This window comes from Duganella sp. LjRoot269 (genome assembly GCF_964254095.1).
Taxonomy (GTDB): Bacteria; Pseudomonadota; Gammaproteobacteria; order Burkholderiales; family Burkholderiaceae_D; genus Rugamonas; species Rugamonas hordei.
Genome location: NZ_CAXUSL020000001.1, coordinates 2,386,522 through 2,404,091, shown reverse-complemented (window position 1 = coordinate 2,404,091; position 17,570 = coordinate 2,386,522). Strand labels below are relative to the sequence as shown.

At 63.7% G+C, this 17,570-nt stretch carries 18 protein-coding genes and 1 other RNA gene; 3 read left to right on the top strand and 16 right to left on the bottom strand.

Features of this window, described 5'->3' with window-relative positions; translation table 11 throughout:
* Positions 1 to 45: 45 nt before the first annotated feature.
* The 3 genes from recR to dnaX are packed head-to-tail and all read right to left on the bottom strand — an operon-like array spanning position 46 to position 3,667.
* Positions 46 to 636, bottom strand: coding sequence for a recombination mediator RecR (recR, locus tag ACSQ3S_RS10700; RefSeq protein WP_413448970.1), 591 nt, complete (start codon positions 634 to 636; stop codon positions 46 to 48).
* 21 nt (positions 637 to 657) lie between these two features.
* The gene (locus tag ACSQ3S_RS10695; protein WP_176653583.1) at positions 658 to 984 is read right to left on the bottom strand and encodes a YbaB/EbfC family nucleoid-associated protein; all 327 of its coding nucleotides are present in this window, start codon (positions 982 to 984) and stop codon (positions 658 to 660) included.
* Positions 985 to 1,033: 49 nt separating this feature from the next.
* On the bottom strand, positions 1,034 to 3,667 hold the full coding sequence (gene dnaX, locus ACSQ3S_RS10690) for a DNA polymerase III subunit gamma/tau (RefSeq protein WP_436142349.1): 2,634 nt from the start codon (positions 3,665 to 3,667) through the stop codon (positions 1,034 to 1,036).
* Positions 3,668 to 3,783: 116 nt separating this feature from the next.
* Here dnaX and ACSQ3S_RS10685 point away from each other — a divergent pair, with 116 nt between their 5' ends.
* A complete protein-coding gene (locus ACSQ3S_RS10685) occupies positions 3,784 to 4,437 on the top strand; it encodes a DUF2987 domain-containing protein (RefSeq protein WP_436142348.1) in 654 nt (217 codons plus the stop codon).
* 52 nt (positions 4,438 to 4,489) lie between these two features.
* On the opposite strand, the gene ffs is transcribed toward ACSQ3S_RS10685, so the two are convergent.
* An RNA gene (ffs, locus tag ACSQ3S_RS10680) (signal recognition particle sRNA small type) lies at positions 4,490 to 4,588 on the bottom strand.
* A 15-nt stretch (positions 4,589 to 4,603) separates the two neighbouring features.
* Positions 4,604 to 6,088, bottom strand: a complete 1,485-nt coding sequence (gene ubiD, locus ACSQ3S_RS10675) for a 4-hydroxy-3-polyprenylbenzoate decarboxylase (RefSeq protein WP_353405206.1) — start codon at positions 6,086 to 6,088, stop codon at positions 4,604 to 4,606.
* 496 nt (positions 6,089 to 6,584) lie between these two features.
* Between ubiD and ACSQ3S_RS10670 the strand changes: the two genes are divergently transcribed.
* Entirely contained in the window at positions 6,585 to 7,475 is an 891-nt protein-coding gene (locus tag ACSQ3S_RS10670) for a transglycosylase SLT domain-containing protein (protein ID WP_436142347.1), read from the top strand.
* A 63-nt stretch (positions 7,476 to 7,538) separates the two neighbouring features.
* On the opposite strand, the gene ACSQ3S_RS10665 is transcribed toward ACSQ3S_RS10670, so the two are convergent.
* The 6 genes from ACSQ3S_RS10665 to ACSQ3S_RS10640 all read right to left on the bottom strand — a co-directional run bounded on the left by ACSQ3S_RS10665 (position 7,539) and on the right by ACSQ3S_RS10640 (position 12,155).
* Complete coding sequence (locus tag ACSQ3S_RS10665; RefSeq protein ID WP_436142346.1) at positions 7,539 to 7,985, bottom strand: hypothetical protein; 447 nt, start codon at positions 7,983 to 7,985, stop codon at positions 7,539 to 7,541.
* Between the two features lie 244 nt (positions 7,986 to 8,229).
* Positions 8,230 to 8,757 (bottom strand): hypothetical protein, encoded by a 528-nt coding sequence (locus ACSQ3S_RS10660; protein ID WP_436142345.1) that lies wholly within the window; start codon positions 8,755 to 8,757, stop codon positions 8,230 to 8,232.
* A gap of 250 nt (positions 8,758 to 9,007) precedes the next feature.
* Entirely contained in the window at positions 9,008 to 9,478 is a 471-nt protein-coding gene (gene nusB / locus ACSQ3S_RS10655; RefSeq protein WP_353405209.1) for a transcription antitermination factor NusB, read from the bottom strand.
* Between the two features lie 37 nt (positions 9,479 to 9,515).
* On the bottom strand, positions 9,516 to 10,004 hold the full coding sequence (ribH, locus tag ACSQ3S_RS10650; protein WP_176653578.1) for a 6,7-dimethyl-8-ribityllumazine synthase: 489 nt from the start codon (positions 10,002 to 10,004) through the stop codon (positions 9,516 to 9,518).
* A gap of 26 nt (positions 10,005 to 10,030) precedes the next feature.
* Positions 10,031 to 11,140: a bifunctional 3,4-dihydroxy-2-butanone-4-phosphate synthase/GTP cyclohydrolase II gene (ribBA, locus tag ACSQ3S_RS10645; RefSeq protein WP_436142344.1), complete on the bottom strand. Its 1,110-nt coding sequence runs from the start codon at positions 11,138 to 11,140 to the stop codon at positions 10,031 to 10,033.
* Between the two features lie 121 nt (positions 11,141 to 11,261).
* Positions 11,262 to 12,155 carry an SDR family oxidoreductase gene (locus ACSQ3S_RS10640; RefSeq protein ID WP_436142343.1) on the bottom strand — a complete coding sequence of 298 codons (894 nt, stop codon included), beginning with the start codon at positions 12,153 to 12,155 and terminating at the stop codon, positions 11,262 to 11,264.
* 82 nt (positions 12,156 to 12,237) lie between these two features.
* On the opposite strand from ACSQ3S_RS10640, the gene ACSQ3S_RS10635 reads away from it, so the two are divergent.
* The gene (locus tag ACSQ3S_RS10635) at positions 12,238 to 12,807 is read left to right on the top strand and encodes a TetR family transcriptional regulator (RefSeq protein WP_436142342.1); all 570 of its coding nucleotides are present in this window, start codon (positions 12,238 to 12,240) and stop codon (positions 12,805 to 12,807) included.
* A 9-nt stretch (positions 12,808 to 12,816) separates the two neighbouring features.
* On the opposite strand, the gene ACSQ3S_RS10630 is transcribed toward ACSQ3S_RS10635, so the two are convergent.
* The 5 genes from ACSQ3S_RS10630 to ACSQ3S_RS10610 are packed head-to-tail and all read right to left on the bottom strand — an operon-like array spanning position 12,817 to position 17,496.
* The gene (locus tag ACSQ3S_RS10630; RefSeq protein WP_436142341.1) at positions 12,817 to 13,455 is read right to left on the bottom strand and encodes a riboflavin synthase; all 639 of its coding nucleotides are present in this window, start codon (positions 13,453 to 13,455) and stop codon (positions 12,817 to 12,819) included.
* A gap of 16 nt (positions 13,456 to 13,471) precedes the next feature.
* Complete coding sequence (gene ribD / locus ACSQ3S_RS10625) at positions 13,472 to 14,566, bottom strand: bifunctional diaminohydroxyphosphoribosylaminopyrimidine deaminase/5-amino-6-(5-phosphoribosylamino)uracil reductase RibD (protein WP_436142340.1); 1,095 nt, start codon at positions 14,564 to 14,566, stop codon at positions 13,472 to 13,474.
* Between the two features lie 7 nt (positions 14,567 to 14,573).
* On the bottom strand, positions 14,574 to 15,128 hold the full coding sequence (locus tag ACSQ3S_RS10620) for a GspH/FimT family pseudopilin (protein WP_353405216.1): 555 nt from the start codon (positions 15,126 to 15,128) through the stop codon (positions 14,574 to 14,576).
* Positions 15,125 to 15,580, bottom strand: coding sequence for a type IV pilin protein (locus tag ACSQ3S_RS10615; protein WP_436142339.1), 456 nt, complete (start codon positions 15,578 to 15,580; stop codon positions 15,125 to 15,127). Before ACSQ3S_RS10615 ends, ACSQ3S_RS10620 begins: the two co-directional genes overlap by 4 nt.
* Complete coding sequence (locus ACSQ3S_RS10610; RefSeq protein WP_436142338.1) at positions 15,577 to 17,496, bottom strand: pilus assembly protein; 1,920 nt, start codon at positions 17,494 to 17,496, stop codon at positions 15,577 to 15,579. The genes ACSQ3S_RS10615 and ACSQ3S_RS10610 overlap by 4 nt, the downstream gene beginning before the upstream one ends.
* Positions 17,497 to 17,570 lie beyond the last annotated feature (74 nt).

The window sequence follows — 17,570 nt, the reverse complement described above, 5'->3', positions numbered from 1 at the left end:
GGTCCTCCCCTGCAGGGGAAAACTCCTTCCCAGAGATCTTTTCAGTCATGTCGCCCTTCGATCCAGCATCGCGCGGGCGATGGTGCCCGCGTCCACGTATTCGAGTTCGCCGCCCACCGGCACGCCGCGCGCCAGCCTGCTGACGTTCAGGCCGCGCGCCTTCAGCAGCTCGCTGATGTAGTGCGCGGTCGCCTCGCCTTCGTTGGTGAAGTTGGTGGCCAGCACCACTTCGGTGACCAGGCCGTCGGCGGCGCGCGCCACCAGTTTTTCCAGGTGAATATCCTTGGGACCGATGCCGTCCAGCGGCGACAGCCGTCCCATCAACACAAAGTACAAGCCCTTGTAGGTCAGGGTCTGTTCGATCATCAACTGGTCGGCCGGCGTCTCCACCACGCACAGCAGGCGGCGGTCGCGCTGCTCGTCGTTGCAGGTGTCGCAGACGTCTTCCTCGGTGAAAGTATTGCACAGCGCGCAGTGATGCACGGCGCTCACGGCCTGATGCAATGCGCGCGACAGCATGTCCGCGCCTTCGCGGTCATGCTGCAGCAAGTGAAACGCCATCCGCTGCGCCGACTTGGGGCCGACGCCGGGCAGACGGCGCAACGCTTCCGTCAGGAATTCCAGCGATTTGGACATGGAGTCAGGCTGACGCCGTCCTTAGAAAGGCATCTTGAAGCCGGCCGGCAGATTCATGCCGGCGGTCAGGCCGCCCAGCTTTTCAGCGGAGGTGGCTTCGGCTTTGCGCACGGCGTCGTTGAAGGCGGCGGCGACCAGGTCTTCCAGCATGTCCTTGTCGTCGGCCAGCAGCGACGGATCGATCGTGACGCGCTTGACGTCGTTCTTGCAGGTCATGACGACCTTCACCAGGCCGGCGCCGGATTGGCCTTCGACTTCGATCAGGGCCAGCGCGTCCTGCGCCTTCTTCATGTTGTCCTGCATTGCTTGCGCTTGTTTCATCAAGCCAGCCAGTTGGTTCTTCATCATGATGGATACTCCGTGTTTGGAAACGAGTTTTTGAAAATTAAGGGTGTGATCAGTTGGCGGCCGCTGCCGAAGCAGCCGGCGGCACGATCGATCCCGGAACGACCCAGGCATCGAACTCGCGGATCATGCTGTTCACAAAGGGATCGTTGGCCACCACGTCTTCGGCGGCGCGCTGGCATGCTTCGCGATGCGCTTGCGCTTCGGCGCTGGCGGTGTACCAGACGGCGCCCAGTTCGGTGTCCACGCGTACGGGGCGGCCGAAGCGTTCTGTCAGCGCGACGGTGAGCTTTTCGACGTTGCCGGGCGTGCGCCAGGTTTCGATCGGCACGCGCACCTTGAACACCACCGCGTTGCCGTCGATGGAGCAGTCGATCAGCTCGGCCTGCATCGCCAATTGCTGGGCCACGCCGCGCAACGGCAAGGCGGCGGCCACGGCCGGCCAGTTGCCATCCCAGTTCAGTTCCGGGACCGGGGTGATGACATAGGCGTGCGGGGCCTTGGCGGGGGCCGGTGCGGCGCGCGCGGGCATGACGACCGCTTGCGCCTCATCGGCATAGGACAGTGGCGCCGGCGCCTGATTGTGGGCTTGCGGCTGCGACTGCGCTGCGGGCGGCGCGTAAGCCTGCGCCGGGGCCGATTGCGCTACGGCGCTGTCGTCGGAAAATTCGGTCACCCAGGGTGGCAGGTCGTCTTCCTCATCGGCCTGCTGTTGAGCGGGCTGCGCGGCTGGGGCGACATACTGGGACGCTGGGGCCGGTGCGGCTTGCACCGGCTGTACCACGGCTTGGCGAACAGGCGCTTCCAGGACAGCCGCTTGCGCGTCGCCGCCCATGGTGGCGGCTGGCGGCATATCGTCCCACGGCGCGGGCCGCGACGGTGCGATAGCCGATGCGCTCGGCGGCGTGTACGACGCGGCAGGTGTTTGTGGTGCAGGTGCCGGAGGTGCGGCCATCGCGGGTGCGGTGTATGGTGCAGCCGACGGAGCTGGTGCGGCGGAGGCCGGTGGCGCCGAAGCGGCCGGCGCGGCGCTTGCCTGCGATGCCGAACGCGCGCCGGGCTTGGACGCAGCGCGCGCAGCTTCCAGCGCCGCATTGATCGCGGCGCGTGCGGTGCTGATCGGCGCGGCTGGTGCAGCGGCTGGCGGCGGCGCTGCGGGCGACTGTGCCGCTGGTGCTGCCGCTGGCGACGGTGGGGCGGGCGCAGCGGCAGGCTGCGGCGCGGCTTGAACTGCTGCGGCCAGCGGCGCCGCTGGAGCTGCTGCGGCCTGCGGAGCAACTGGAGCCGCGGCGTTCGCCTGCGGTGCGGCTTGCACGGCAACCGGTGCCGGCGCTTGCGGCGCAGTCACCGCAGCCGGCGCGACACTGGCAGACGGGTTTGCAGGTGCGGTGTATGCCGCAGCATCGGCCCGCGCCATCGCGGCAACAGCGCCGGCAACCACCGCCGGCGGCGTCACGCTCGCGTGGCTCGCTTGCACATGCGCGGCCGCGCGCGCAGGCGGCGCACCGGCAGCGGCGCGTGCCGATGCCATCGCCGCCTGGCGCGACATCGCCGGCGCCGCGACGGGTTGTCCTTCGGCCCCGCCTACGCCGGGCCGAAAGGCCAGCATGCGCAGCAAGGTCATCGAGAATCCGGCATATTCATCCGGCGCCAGACCCAATTCATTGCGGCCATGCACGGCGATCTGGTAATACAGCTGCACCTCTTCGGCGTCGAACGCACCGGCCAGACGGACGATATCCGCGTGCTCCGGCAAATCGTCCGGCAGCGCGGCCGGCACCGTTTGCGCCAGGGCGATCCGATGCAGCAAGGTACCCAAATCCTGCAAGGCGCCGTTATACGACAGGCTGCGTGTGGCCATCTCATCGGCCACGGCCAGCAGATCCGCGCCATCCTGCGCGGCCAGCGCATCGAGCAAGCGAATCAGGTAAGACTGGTCCAGCGCGCCCAGCATGCCCTGCACCGCATCGAGCGTCACGGCACCGGCGGCGTAGGCGATCGCCTGGTCGGTCAGCGACAGCGCGTCGCGCATCGAACCGTGCGCACCAGCGGCCAGCAGGCGCAAGGCCGGCTGTTCGAAGTTGATGCCTTCCTGACCCAGGATGTTTTCCAGATGGCCGATGATGTGCCCCGGCGGCATCTGCTTCAGATTGAACTGCAGGCAGCGCGACAGCACCGTCACCGGAATCTTTTGCGGATCGGTGGTGGCCAGGATGAACTTGACGTGCTCCGGCGGTTCCTCCAGCGTCTTCAGCATCGAGTTGAAGGCGTGGTTGGTCAGCATGTGCACCTCATCGATCATATAGACCTTGAAGCGCGCATTGCTCGGCGCGTACACCGCCTGCTCCAGCAGCTGTGCCATCTCGTCGACGCCGCGGTTGGACGCCGCATCCATCTCGATGTAATCGACAAAGCGCCCCGCGTCGATCGCCGTACACGCTTCGCACACGCCGCATGGCGTCGGCGTGATGCCGCCGGTGCCGTCCGGGCCGACGCAATTGAGCGACTTGGCCAGGATGCGCGACAAGGTGGTCTTGCCGACCCCGCGCGTTCCGGTGAACAGATAGGCATGGTGCAGGCGGCCGCTGTGCAAGGCGTGCGTCAGCGCGCGCACGACGTGCTCCTGGCCGACGAGCGTTTCGAAATTCTTGGGGCGGTATTTACGGGCGAGGACTTGATAGGACATGCTGGAATTTTACCGTAGATAGCGGGTGCCAAAGCGGCAATTGTAACAAGCCGCGACCGGATTAGGTAAGTCGGCGATCAGGCCTTACAATTTGTTTTTCTTTTAACATGACAAAAATGAAAAAATCAGCCCTCCTCCTGCCATTGTTGTTCTCCCTCACAGCCCACGCCGACGAGCGCGAATGGCTGCCATATAAGAAGCTGGTCGAAGACCTGCGCATCGACAAGTTCTACGCCCTGCCGGCCGCCGAGCGCGACAAGATCAACCTGTATATCACCGTCAAGCCGAAAAACAAGAACTACAAGCCGGCCGACGTGGTGCTGACCGTGGTCCACGGCGCCGAACGCCAGCCGCTGCCGGCGCTGTCGCCCGACTTCCGCATGACGCTGGTGCCGAATTCCAAATGGATGACCGACGATACCAAGATCATGACCAGCCTGCCGAAGGAAGAAAAGTCGCAGGTCAACTACGACGTCACCACGCCGCTGCCGGAAGGCACGCAGTGGAACTATGCGCCGGTGATGGGCAGCGTCGGCCAGATGAACCAGGCGATCAAGAAGATGGCGGGTGCGCTGAGCATGTTCGCGCCCAGCGTCAAGGTGGTGGTGTTCAAGTTCAACAAGCCGGCGCAGCTGAAGGTCGGCACGACGGTCTACAGCACCGATGCCAAAAACCAGATCAAGCTGAAGCCCGAATCGGCATGGCTGAAGGAAAATCCGCTGATGGTGGCGTCCGAGCGGCCGTTCGAGGCGGAATTGGATAGTGAGTAAATAAGGAAGCAAATAAAAAAGCTGCCCATGGCAGCTTTTTTAATATCCCGAAGGAGGCGAGCCTGATCTGCGGCACTTATGGTTAATAGCCGTGGCTGCTTCGTTCCCGACCTGACCAGGTTAGCCATGCCACAATGCGCAGGGGCCCGCCGAGGGTAATTATACCCTACAGGCCCAACTCCTGCCAAATCTGATCCACCCGTGCCTTCACTTCGGGCGCCATGGTGATCACCGTGCCCCATTCGCGGGTGGTTTCGCCCGGCCACTTGTTGGTCGCGTCGATGCCCATCTTGCTGCCCAGGCCGCTCACCGGCGAGGCGAAGTCCAGGTAATCGATCGGCGTGTTGTCGACCAGCGTGGTGTCGCGGGTCGGATCGACGCGCGTGGTGATCGCCCAGATCACCTCGTTCCAGTCGCGGATGTTGACGTCCTCGTCCACCACCACGATGAACTTGGTGTACATGAACTGGCGCAGGAAGCTCCACACCCCGAACATCACGCGCTTGGCGTGGCCGGCGTACTGCTTCTTGATCTGCACCACCGCCATGCGGTAGCTGCAGCCTTCGGCCGGCAGGTGGAAATCGGTGATTTCCGAAAACTGCTTTTGTAGCAGCGGCACGAACACCTCGTTCAGCGCCAGGCCCAGGATCGCCGGTTCGTCCGGCGGCTTGCCTGTATAAGTAGAGTGATAGATGGGATCGCGGCGCATCGTGATGCGGTCGATGGTAAACACCGGGAACGAGTCCTGCTCGTTGTAATAGCCGGTGTGATCGCCATATGGACCTTCGAGCGCGTGTTCGTAGCCGCTCGGGTGGTTTTCGTCAGGATAGATATGGCCTTCCAGCACAATCTCCGCCGACGCCGGCACGCGCAGTTCGCTGCCGATGGCCTTGACCAGCTCGGTGCGGCTGCCGCGCAGCAGGCCGGCGAACTGGTATTCCGACAGGCTGTCCGGCACCGGCGTGACCGCACCTAATATAGTAGCGGGATCGGCACCCAGCGCGACGCAGATCGGATAGGGCTTGCCCTTGCTCTGTATGGCGTGCTCGCGGAAGTCCAGCGCGCCGCCGCGATGCGCCAGCCAGCGCATGATGACCTTGTTCGGGCCCAGCACCTGCTGGCGGTAGATGCCCAGGTTCTGCCGCTTCTTATTAGGACCCTTGGTGATCACCAGGCCCCAGGTGATCAGCGGCGCGACATCGCCGGGCCAGCAATGCTGAATTGGCAATTTCGACAAATCGACATCGGCGCCCTCCCAGACGATTTCCTGGCACGGCGCGCCGCGCAGTTCCTTCGGCGCCATGTCCCACACGGCCTTCACCAGCGAGCCCATGCCCATCAAATCCTTGAAGTCCTTGGGCGGTTCCGGTTCCTTCAGCCGCGCCAGCACGTGGCCGATCTTGCGCAGCTCGCTGACGCTGTCGGCGCCCATGCCCAGCGCCACGCGGCGCTCGGTGCCAAACAGATTACCCAGCACGGGGATGCTGTGGCCGGTCGGGTTCTGGAACAGCAAAGCCGGTCCGGCGGCCCGCAAAGTGCGGTCGCAAACCTCGGTCATCTCCAAATACGGTGAAACGGGGATCAAAATGGGCTTAAGTTCGCCCATTCGTTGCAGTTGAGAAATAAAATCTCGCAGATCAGAATATTTCATCGTTTTTTAATTATTTCTTACAACGCAGCATACTGTTTAAAAAGACAGGTCAAGTAGTTGATTTTATTGGTTTTAGGCGCAATACAAGTAAAAAAGTAAGATTTAAAAGTTATAGCTTTCGATTGCGTTAGTATTGACTTGATATAAAACGGCTTCTACAATTTGCCCTACTTGAAGAGAACACGGTTCAGCGCGAACTTAGATCGCTAAACGAACCACATACATGTGTTGCTTATTCATTCACGGAGTCGGGGCTCCACATGACATTTTAAGGAGTGTTTTCAAAAGGCGTCTGCCTTACCCCCGAAAGAAGTTGTATTGCCACTGATCGAATACCACAGGGAAAGATCAGCTCAAGCAAACAATGACGGCGTCCAACGCGCGCTCCCAGCGGCGGCGGACGATGAGATATTTCTGATGCACGGCATTAGCACCCGGTTTAGCTGCGTTCAACGCTGGCAGGGACCCGCTTTTACGGACATTTCAGGGGAACTATATGATCAATCGCATCACCGGTGCAACGCAGTTTGCCCGCACCATGGCTCGCCAGCCAGCATCGTGGTTTTCCACGACTCGCGTTTCGGCAAAAGGCGTGTTAACCACCGCCCAACATACTCTGACCATTTTGGGTGTAACCGCTTTAGTAGTGATGGCAGTCCTGTTTGTCCGTCCGGACCTGGCCAAGGCATTGAGCAACAGCCTGAACCACGAACCAGAAGCAGAAGCCGTTGCCGTCGTGGCGCCGCCGCTGTCGGCCCTGATGGAAACGCCAGCCTCGGCACCGGCTCCCAGCCCGGCGCCGCTGACGGCCGAAGAAAAAGCCCTGCTGGGCACGCAGAAGCAGCAACAATGGGTTACCTCCTGGCTGTCCAAGCGTTACCGCGTAGCCGGCGACGCCGCCAACATGCTGGTGTCCACCGCCTACCTGACGGCACGCGAGATCAAACTTGATCCGCTGCTGATCCTGGCGGTGATGGCAATTGAATCGGGCCTGAATCCGTTCGCGGAAAGCCCGGTCGGCGCGCAAGGCCTGATGCAGGTGATGTCGAAAGTGCACCACGACAAATTCCAGGAAATGGGCGGCCTGCAGGCAGCGCTGAACCCGGTGGCCAACATCCGTGTCGGTTCGCTGATCCTGAAGGATTACGTGACCCGCGGTGGTTCGGTGGAAGCCGGCCTGAAGATCTACGTCGGCGCCGGAGCGTTCGAGCACGACGACGGCTACGGCTCGAAAGTGCTGGCAGAGTACCAGCGCCTGAAGCAGGTTTCGGCAGGTAAGAAAGTGCCGACCATTACCCCGATGATGGCCGCAGCGCCAGTCAAGCCGGTGCCACCGGTGGCGGCGGCTGAAAAGTCGGTCAGCGGCACCCAGATCGCCGGCCTCTAATATATATGTAGGGCAGCAACGACGAAGCCACCGCAAGGTGGCTTTTTTACGTCTGTACTCCGCCTATGGACAAGACCGGACCGAGGTCCTCCCGGTGTCCCGGAACGGATCGCGGCCGCCGCTGAAGGTGTTGGGCTCCTTGTAAATGCAGGCGGTGCCGCCGCCCGGCATGCGCCATTTGGTCACGCGTGAGCCGTCGGCCATGACCATTTCCCCGATCGCCCCGCTGCTGCCGCCCACGTAGGCGCTGCCGATGGCCGCCGCCAGCGGCGTGGTGTCGTTGACGACCGCCCTGTCGCGCTGCGTCCAGGCTTCCTTGCGCAGCTGCTTGTCGACGTTGAAGGCGCTTTTCAGCGCGCGCTGTTTCAGGTCGTCCTCAGGCTTGACCGGCAATGCGAAGGGATCGGGCGGCGCGGCCTGGGTAATGGCTTGCGGCTGCGGCGCGGCCGGAGGCGGAGGCAGCAGCGGCATCGGTGCCGGTTCGACGCTGCGGGCGTTCGTTGGCCGCACCGGCCGCATGCGCTCCGAAGACTGCGCCGTTTTCGGTCGCTCCGGTGGGAGACGCCGCATCGGCGCCAGAATATAAGTGACCGGCGCGCGGACCGCCACAGACGCCGTTAAAGGCCGCTCAGGCGCCCGCCAGCAGAGAAACGCCACGATATGCACGCCGCCGATCAGCGCCAGCCAGCCGCGCCGTCGCCAGGCCTGCGGGCCGGATGGTCGATTCAGTTCGATGATATGGCCTCTAGTTAGCTTACATTGGACATGTGCCGACCTTGGTCTTGACGCCGTCGCGGAAGGGATCTCGGCCACCGGTCAGCGCGTTCGACTCCATGTAGGCGCAGTAGGTGCCGGCGGGACCGTGGATCTTGGTCATGCGACGGCCGTCGGACAAGGTGACTTCCTCGTACGTCACCGAGCCGCCGCCGATGTAGGCGCCGCCGATCTTGGCCGCCAGCGCGGTCTGGTCGTTGGCGACGAACTTGTCGCGCGGATTCCAGGCTTCCTTGCGCAGTTGCTTGTCGACGGCGGCCGCGCTTTTCAGGGCGCGCTGCCGCAAATCCTCGTCCGGCTTGGCCGGCAAGGCGAAGGGATCGGGCGGTGGCGCTGTCTGGGTGATGGCCTGCGGCACGGTCGGATGCACCGCCGGTGCCGGCGCCGGCAACGATGACGACGCCGGCGCTTCCCGCAACCGCCTGACGGGCGCCTGTGCCGTCTTCGGCCGCTCAGGCGGCGGCTGGACAGGGGCCAGGATATAGGTGATGCCCGCCTGGGGCGCCACGGGGGCCGCCAGAGGCCGCTCAGGCGTCCGCCAGCAGAGAAACGCCACGATATGCGCGCAGCCGATCAGCGCCAGCCAGCCTCGCCGTCGCCAGGCCTGCGGGCCGGATGGTCGATTCAGTTCGATGATATCGCCTCAAGTTAGCTTAAAACCAAGCGATACTGCTGCGCCCTCCTCTGCCCGTCAAAGCAAATATAAAAAAAGCCACCGCAAGATACCTTGGGTGGCTTTTAACAGTACCGGACGCCGCTTAGCGTTTCTTATCGGCGGCGACCTCGTCGGGACGAACCTTGGCAGCCAGCTTGTCCAGCACGCCGTTGACATATTTATGGCCATCGATACCGCCGAAGGACTTGGTCAGCTCGACCGCTTCGTTGATGACGACGCGGTAAGGGATTTCCAGGTTGTTCTTCAGCTCGAACGCACCGATCAGCAGCACGGCGTGCTCGATCGGGGACAGTTCCGCCACGCCGCGGTCGACCAGCGAGGCGAAGCTTTCGCGCAGCGCCACCGAATCCTTGATCGCGCCGTACAGCAGCACAGTGAAGTGATCGCCGTCCGCCTTGTCGAAGCCGTGCGCGGCGCGGATGTTGTTCACCACGGTGGCGGCGTCTTCATTGTTCAGCAGCCACTGATACAAACCCTGCAACGCAAACTCGCGCGCGCGGTGGCGCGGCGTACGGTTCTTGCTAGGGTTGGCGTGCAAAATTTTATCTGTCATGGTTATACCTGTTCTTAAATACTTACAAAATTACTGATTACTCGTCGTCGCCGTTGTCCTGGTTCAGCTCTTCCAGGGCGATGGTCAGATTGGCCATCTCAACCGCAACGCGCGCCGCGTCGGCGCCCTTCTCGGCCATGCGCACTTCGGCCTGCTCATCGGTCTCGGTGGTCAGGATCGCGTTGGCGATAGGAATACCATAATCGAGGCCGATACGGGTGATGCCCGCGCCCGATTCGTTCGACACCAGCTCGAAGTGATAGGTTTCGCCGCGGATCACCGCGCCCAGCGCGATCAGCGCGTCGAACTGCTGCGACTCCGCCATCTTCTGCAGGATCAGCGGCACTTCCAGCGCGCCCGGCACGGTCACGTGCAGCACGTCTTCATCGGCCACGCCCAGGTGTTTCAGTTCGGCCAGGCAGGCCGACAGCAGGCCGTGGCAGACGTCTTCGTTAAAGCGGGCCTGGACGATGCCGACACGCAGGCCATCGCCGGACAAATTGGTTTCGTAGCTTCCTACAGTCATGGAGTGCCTCTTTATATGTTGGGTTGTTAGTTCGGTTTGGCCAGGTAGCCGGTCACTTCCAGGTCGAAGCCCGTCATCGACGGCATCTTGCGCGGGCTGGCCAGCAGCTGCATCTTGCAGACGCCGACTTCACGCAGGATCTGCGCGCCGATACCGTAGCTGCGCAGGTCCATGCTGGCCGCGCGGCCCTTCGGCTTGGTTTCCGGCTTGCCCAGCGCGTCGAACTGGGCGAAGAACTGCTCCGCCGTCTCTTCGCAATTGAGCAGCACGATCACGCCGCGCTCGGACGCCTTGACCGCCGCCAGCGACGACGACAGGTTCCACGAGTGGGTGGTCGCTTCCGATTCCAGGATATCCAGGATGGACACCGGCTGGTGCACGCGCACCAGGGTTTCCTTGCTCTTTTCGATGTCGCCGTGCACCAGCGCCAGGTGCGCCGAGCCGCTCGGCTTGTCGCGGAAGGCGATCATGCGGAAGTCGCCCTGCGCCGTCTTCAGCGGACGCTCGCCGATCTTCTCGACCAGCGACTCGTTGCGGCTGCGGTAGTGGATCAGGTCGGCGATGGTGCCGATCTTCAGGCCGTGTTCCTTGGCGAATTCCAGCAGGTCCGGCAGGCGCGCCATGGTGCCGTCGTCCTTCATGATCTCGCAGATCACCGAGGCCGGCGTCAGGCCGGCCATCGAGGTCAGGTCGCAACCGGCTTCGGTATGGCCGGCGCGCATCAGCACGCCGCCCTTTTGCGCCTTCAGCGGGAAGATGTGGCCCGGCTGGACGATGTCCGACGGCAGCGTGTCCTTGGCCACGGCCACCTGGATGGTCTTGGCGCGGTCGGCCGCCGAGATGCCGGTGGTCACGCCTTCGGCCGCCTCGATCGACACCGTGAAGTTGGTGCCGAAGGCGGTGCCGTTACGGGCCGACATCATCGACAGGTTCAGCTGGTCGCAGCGCTCCTCGGTCAGGGTCAGGCAGACCAGGCCACGCGCGTACTTGACCATGAAGTTGATGGCTTCAGGCGTGACGAAGTCCGCCGCAAGCACCAGGTCGCCCTCGTTTTCCCGGTCTTCCTCGTCGACCAGGATCACCATGCGGCCAGCGCGCAGTTCGGCGACGATTTCTTCGGTGCTGGAAATAGACATTTTTAATCCTTTGTAGCTGAGCTAGAACGTTTCTTAACCCGCTATTTTAAAGGATTTACGCCACCCCAACCGGAAACGCCGGTTTTTCCGCGAAAAACCGCTGCCCAACGTGGTGACAGTCCTATTCTCCTCGATAGTGCCCGGCTGCGATATCTTCCAGCAGTGTCGGATGCCGTGGTTGCCAATCCAGCAACTCGCGGGTGGCGGCGCTCGATGCGGCCGCATCCAGGCCGAAGAACATGCCGAGCCAATCAAAATGCTCGCGCGCCTGGTCCGCTGGGATTGTCGTCACCGGCGCATTGAGAAATTGGCCCAGCGCAGCAGCGATCTCCCGCGTGGCGACGCCTTCCTCGCCAACAGCGTGCAGCACGCTGCCCGCAGGAGCCTTGTCGATCGCCAGTTGAACCAGCTTGCCTGCATCCAGCCGGTTCACCGCGGACCACCGGTTCCGGCCATCGCCGATGTACGCCGACACGCCCTTCTTGCGCGCGATGCTGGCGAGCACGGAGACGAATCCATGATCGCCGCCGGCGCCGTGCACAGTCGGCGAAAAGCGCATCACCATCGCCCGAATGCCGCGCTCCACCAGACTCAGCGTGTACGCCGCATTCCCCAGGCGCGGATGCATCGAGATATTGGGCATGTCGCGTTCCGTGCCGATCCGCCCCGTAGCCAGCCCCAGCGTGCCGGAGGCGATGAGCAGCGGACCATTCGAGTCTTCCAGCACATCGGCGAACGTCTCGATGGCCGTGAGGTCCATCCGCGCGGCGGCCGCCATTTGAGAGAAGTCGTGGCTGTAGCCGAGGTGCACCACGCCCTCTGCCCGCCCGGCGGCCGCGCGCAGGCTGGCCAAGTCATCCAGGCTGCCGCGAACCACTTCGGCGCCCAGCTTGTCAACTTTGGCGGCGGCTTCATCCGATCGGGCCAGCCCAAGAACATGATGTCCTGCGGCGATCAGTTCGGTGACGGTGGCCGAGCCGATCCAGCCGGACGCACCGGTAACGAGTAAGCGCATGGGATTTCCTTTCGAAGTGATGTCATCAAGTGTCATCAGTATAGACCTATAATGTCACTTTGTGTCAACACCAGGAAAAATCATGGGGCGATGGGAACCGGATGCCGCAGGCCGCTTTCGGCAGGCGGCACTGGAATTGTTCGGTGATGTGGGATATGAGCAAACGACCGTTGCCGACATTGCCGCGCGGGCCGGGCTGACTGCGCGCACGTTCTTTCGCTACTTCGCCGACAAGCGGGAAGTACTTTTCAACGGGTCTGAGCGCCTGCAGCAGGTAATGATGGACGGGCTCGGCAACGCGCCGGCAAACGCTTCCGCGATGGAAGCTATTGCCGCCGCGTTGAACGGGACGGCCGACTTCTTCGTCGCCACGCATCGCCCGTTTTCTCGACAGCGCAGTGCGGTGATCGCCGCCAATACAGAACTTCTTGAACGCGAGCTGATGAAGCTCGCCAACCTGGCGCTGGCGCTGGCCGCAGGCTTGCGCCAGCGCGGCGTTCCCGAGCCGGATGCCAGTCTCGCAGCCGAGACGGGCATCGCAGTTTTCCGCGTGGCCTTTGGTCAGTGGGTCGACGCATCGGAACAACGCAGTTTTGGCGAAATCGTCAACGAAGCGCTGGCCCGGCTCAGGGGTCTTGCCGCGCCCGGTTGAGGTTCCCCTTTACTTACCGATGATGCTGGACACCGACACCATCCGCTCCACGTAGCGGGCGATCAAGTCGATTTCCAGGTTGACCTGCTTGCCCACTTCCAGATGCTTCAGCGTGGTCATGGCGATCGTGTGCGGGATGAGGTTGATCGAGAACTGGCAGACCAGGTCCTTGCCGCTGCCGATGTCGGTCACGCGATTCACCGTCAGCGACACGCCGTTGACGACGATCGAGCCCTTGAACGCCAGGAACCTGGCCAGGTCGTGCGGCGCTTCAATGACCAGCTCCCACGATTCGCCCACCGCCTCGAACTTACGCACCACACCCAGACCGTCCACGTGGCCGGAAACCAGGTGGCCGCCGAGACGTTCGTTCAGGGTCAGCGCCTTTTCCAGGTTCACTTCGGTCAGGGTGTCGAGGCCGACGGTGCAATTGAGGCTCTCGCGCGAGACGTCGACGCGGAAACTGGTGTCGTCCTTCTCGACCACGGTCATGCAGGCGCCGTTGATGGCGATCGAGTCGCCCAGCGCGACGTCGGCCAGCGGCAGGCCGCCGGCGTTGATGTCCAGGCGTACGCCCGCGAACGAGCCGCCTTCGAGCGGTTTGACCGATTCAATTTTGCCGATAGCGGCGACAATTCCAGTAAACATGTGAGTGCAATCTAAATTAATGAGTGAATCGTGCAAGGATACGCAAATCTTCGCCGACCTGCTTAACCTCGTGAAATTTCAACTGTTGCTTGAGCGACAGGTCGGTCAACGCCGGCAAGGCGAACATGCCCTGCCCGTCGCCGATCAGCGACGGCGCCAGATACACCAGCAACTCGTCGACGCAGCCCTCGCGTATCAGCGAGCCGTTCAGCTTGCCACCCGCCTCCACGTGCAGCTCGTTGATCTGGCGGCGGCCCAGTTCGCGCATCAGCGCGGGCAGGTCGACCTTGCCCGATGCGTTGGGCAGCATGATGATCTCGGCGCCGGCCGCGCGCAACGCCGCTTCCTTTTCCGGATTGGCCACCGCCGCCGCGATCCACGTGCCGCCGCCTTCCAATATCTTGGCGGAAAGGCTGATATCAAGCTTGCCGTCGACCACGATGCGGCGCGGCTGGCGCGGCGTTTCCACCGCGCGCACGTTCAGCTGCGGATCGTCGGCCTTGACGGTGCCGATGCCGGTCAGGATGGCGCAGGCGCGGGCGCGCCAGGCATGGCCGTCCGCGCGCGCTTCCGGGCCGGTGATCCATTGGCTGACGCCGTTGTGCAGCGCCGTCATGCCGTCCAGGCTGGCGGCGGTTTTCATGCGCACCCACGGCAGGCCACGCGTCATGCGCGAGAAAAAGCCGATGTTCAGTTCGTAGGCCTGCGCAGCCAGCAGGCCGGTGCTGGTCTCGATGCAGGCGGCGGCCAGCTTGGCCATGCCCTGCCCGGCCACCAGCGGATTCGGATCCTCCATCGCCGCCACCACGCGGCCCAGGCCGGCGCGCACCAGCGCGTCCGAACATGGCGGCGTGCGGCCATAGTGGTTGCAAGGCTCCAGCGTGACATAGGCGGTGGCGCCGCGCACATCGTGGCCGCGCGCCTGCGCATCCTTGAGCGCCTGGATTTCGGCATGGTCGCCACCGGCCTGCTGCGTCACACCGGCACCGATCACCTGGCCGTCGCGCACGATCACACAGCCGATGTGCGGGTTCGGCGACGTGGTGTACAAGCCTTTCGCGGCCCATTCCAGCGCCAGCGTCATGCCTTCGAGATCGTTGCTGATGTTCACTTTGTCCTTAGTCAGTAGCGCTGGAGCAGCTTGCGCCGTCCACCGCCGGATCGCATACGCGCACCCGGCCCAGCATATTGATCTTGATATTGCGCGTGCTGTCCCCCTGCACCAGCGACAGCGTGCCCCAGCGGGCCGCCAGGCTGTTGCCGGCGCTGCAAGCACGCCCAGCGCTATTATAGGCAAGGTAGGCCGGTGTTGCACTCGATGAAAAAACCGAGGCCACACTGATGCCTTCCGCCAGCGGACCATGCTGGAACAGCAGCAGCTCGCCCGCGTCGGGGCGACGGTTGTTGTTTTCATCGACAAATACCACCCAGCCTTCGCGCCAGGAGCTGCCGGACGGGTCCAGCGGCACCAGCAATACCTTGCCGCCGCGCGCGACGGCATGCGAGCGTGTCAAGTTGATGGCGGCGACCAGGTCGTTGACGGCGATGCGCAGTTGCTGGCGCCGCAGCACGCCGACATAGCTGGGCACCGCGACCGCCAGCAGTATGCCGGCCAACACCAGCACGATCAGTAATTCGGTAAGCGAGTAGCCGCGCCGCGACGGGCCGCTCATGGCCAGCACCGCGTGGACGGGCCGGACGCGAGCCGCAGGCCGGTGCTGGTCAGCGTCAGTTGCTGGCAATCTTCGTCGTGGAAATTGCGATCCACGACCGCGGCTCCCGGCTTGGCGACCAGTTGCACGCATTGCGAAATCAGTTCGCCATCGCAGGCCTTGCCTTCGATTTCGTAAGCGCTGGTCAGCGCGCCATTGCTGCTCCACCACTTGAACTGCCGCGCCTCCGGCTCCGTGACGCCGGCGGAGAACGCGATATAGGTATTGGTCTGCGTGAAAAAACGTTCTTCCTGCTGCATCAACTGCAGCAGCGCTGCCTGCCCCTCGGCGCGGCGCGCACGTATCACATGCTGCTGGTAGCTCGGCATCGCCTGCGCTGCCAGCACGGCCAGGATCACCAGCACAACCAACAGCTCGATCATGCTGAACGCCTTGCATCGCGCCCCGTTCATTTCAAGGCCTCATGCAGTTCGCGCCAGTTGGCCACCTCGCGCCAGCTGAGCCGGCCGGCCCGCAACTTCACCTTGACGCTGCCAACAGGCGTGGCTCCAGGTGCGGCCGGATTGATCAGGTTGTAGGTCTTGTCGATGCGGGCCTGGCCGGTTGAATCGGGTGCCGTGCGAGTGACGGACGCCAACAGCAACGACGGCGTCGCCGCATAGGCAGTCATCGGCGCGCCTATCAGCGGGTAACCGATGCTGACTGGCGACGGCATAAAAACAGCATAGCCATCGGGCAAGCCGCTCAGCGCGTTCAAGGCGTAGCTGCGGCTGCTGGAGGCGCCGCATGCACCGGTGCCGGGCAGTAGCGTGTTGAACACCACTTCGCCGCCAAGCAGCCTGCCGCTGTCGATGCTGCGCTCGCCGCTGCTGGCGGACCGCAGGAAGTCCACATACCAGCCCTTGCTGCCAGGCTCCGCCTCGCGGCCGCTGATGCCGAGCAAATCGGCCACACCTGCGCCTGCCGTCAGCACACGCTCCGTTAGTTGGCGCCGACCGGACACAGCATCCATGGGCACGGCGAGACTGTCATGGATCGCGTAGAACGACTGCGTCGAGAAACTGGCGGGCAACAGGTCTGCTCGTTCTATCAGTGCGCCGGTGCCGAACAGCACCATGTAGCCGCCGCCCGTGGCGTAGGCCAGCATCGGCTGCTGGGCGATGGGCTGGCGCTTGCCGCTCGCATCGCGGGCACTGAACAGCGGCGCCTTGCCCGCGCCTTTCCACGGCGCGGCGCCGCCAAAGTCAAAGCGCCACAGATTGCCTTGCAGGTCGCCGGCATAGGCGTAGGCCAGCGCGCCGTCGCGGTCCAGCGCCAGCACCGGCGCGCTCAGCGCGTTCGCCAACGTGGCGTCGGCGATCGGAGTGATCAGGCGGTAGTAATTGCTGTTGAGTTGCCACGGTGCGTCGCCCGCCTTGTCCAGAGCCAGCAGGAACAAGGCGCCCTTGCCGGCTGTGCTGGTGTGGCCGTCGCCGGCGTAGTTGTTCAAGCCGCTGGCGACGATGGCGAAATAGCGATAGCTGGCCACGCCGCCGCTCATACTCATGCGAACCTTCGCGATCTGCGGTGGTGTGGTGACGTTGCCCATCATGGGATCGTCGCGGTCCGTGAATTCCCACAGCGCAGTGGTGGCGTCCAGGCGTTCAGGATCGGTGACATCGAGTGCGAACACGCCTTGCGCGCCCCCGCCCATGCCTGACACCAGGACGGTGCGCCAGTTGCCGGCAATCAGTGCATCTGCCGTGCCGGCGGGGCCGTCGACGTAGGCTCGGTGGACGTAGTCTTTGCCCGGCAGCCGGTTCAGTACCGGCATCAGGGCGTCGGGCACATAGGCGTACAGCTCCTTGCCGGTGCCGGCGTCGAAAGCGTGCAGCATGCCGTCGTTGGCGCCCAGGTAGATGACTTGGCGGCGGGCTTTGTGGCGCATCCGGAAAACCTGGTAGTCGGCGCCCGGCGAAGCGCCAGCAGGCGGGCCGACGAACACCGGTGTGCCATGGACCGAGTCGCCCAGCACGCTGCCTCGGCGGCGGAACAGCGTGCCTTCGCCACTACGGTCGCCGCGCAGATAGGCAAGTCGCAATTCGCCCAGGCCATCTGCTGTCCGAACGGGCTTGGCCGCTGCTGTTGGCGGTGCTTGATTCAGCAACGCCTGCTGGGCGGCGGATAACGCGGACCACTCGAAGGGCGCGCCGCTCAGCGTACCGTCCGCCTGCACAACCGACGTGTAGATTCGCCGCTCCGCTGGCAGCGGCAACGGTGCATGCGCGGAGTCGCCGGTGAGGATGGCACCGGCGTCCCACGACGCGGTGGGCGATGCCGACAGCAAGGCGATGCGTTCAAAGTGACCGCTCCAGTCGCCGATATCCATCGTTGCCTGAAACAGATCTCCACCGCCCGCGGCCGCCACGAGCAACGTGGGACCCGCGACGCTGACGGTCGCGC

Bases quoted from the DNA above. Each gene is read 5' to 3' on its own strand.
- ACSQ3S_RS10610 (WP_436142338.1), bottom strand. From the start codon at position 17,496: ATGGATATCGGCGACTGGAGCGGTCACTTTGAACGCATCGCCTTGCTG.
- ACSQ3S_RS10620 (WP_353405216.1), bottom strand. From the start codon at position 15,128: ATGAGCGGCCCGTCGCGGCGCGGCTACTCGCTTACCGAATTACTGATC.
- ACSQ3S_RS10630 (WP_436142341.1), bottom strand. From the start codon at position 13,455: ATGTTTACTGGAATTGTCGCCGCTATCGGCAAAATTGAATCGGTCAAA.
- dnaX (WP_436142349.1), bottom strand. From the start codon at position 3,667: ATGTCCTATCAAGTCCTCGCCCGTAAATACCGCCCCAAGAATTTCGAA.
- ACSQ3S_RS10685 (WP_436142348.1), top strand. From the start codon at position 3,784: ATGAAAAAATCAGCCCTCCTCCTGCCATTGTTGTTCTCCCTCACAGCC.
- ribBA (WP_436142344.1), bottom strand. From the start codon at position 11,140: ATGTCTATTTCCAGCACCGAAGAAATCGTCGCCGAACTGCGCGCTGGC.
- ACSQ3S_RS10695 (WP_176653583.1), bottom strand. From the start codon at position 984: ATGATGAAGAACCAACTGGCTGGCTTGATGAAACAAGCGCAAGCAATG.
- ribH (WP_176653578.1), bottom strand. From the start codon at position 10,004: ATGACTGTAGGAAGCTACGAAACCAATTTGTCCGGCGATGGCCTGCGT.
- ACSQ3S_RS10615 (WP_436142339.1), bottom strand. From the start codon at position 15,580: ATGAACGGGGCGCGATGCAAGGCGTTCAGCATGATCGAGCTGTTGGTT.
- ubiD (WP_353405206.1), bottom strand. From the start codon at position 6,088: ATGAAATATTCTGATCTGCGAGATTTTATTTCTCAACTGCAACGAATG.
- nusB (WP_353405209.1), bottom strand. From the start codon at position 9,478: ATGACAGATAAAATTTTGCACGCCAACCCTAGCAAGAACCGTACGCCG.
- ACSQ3S_RS10635 (WP_436142342.1), top strand. From the start codon at position 12,238: ATGGGGCGATGGGAACCGGATGCCGCAGGCCGCTTTCGGCAGGCGGCA.
- ACSQ3S_RS10670 (WP_436142347.1), top strand. From the start codon at position 6,585: ATGATCAATCGCATCACCGGTGCAACGCAGTTTGCCCGCACCATGGCT.
- recR (WP_413448970.1), bottom strand. From the start codon at position 636: ATGTCCAAATCGCTGGAATTCCTGACGGAAGCGTTGCGCCGTCTGCCC.
- ACSQ3S_RS10640 (WP_436142343.1), bottom strand. From the start codon at position 12,155: ATGCGCTTACTCGTTACCGGTGCGTCCGGCTGGATCGGCTCGGCCACC.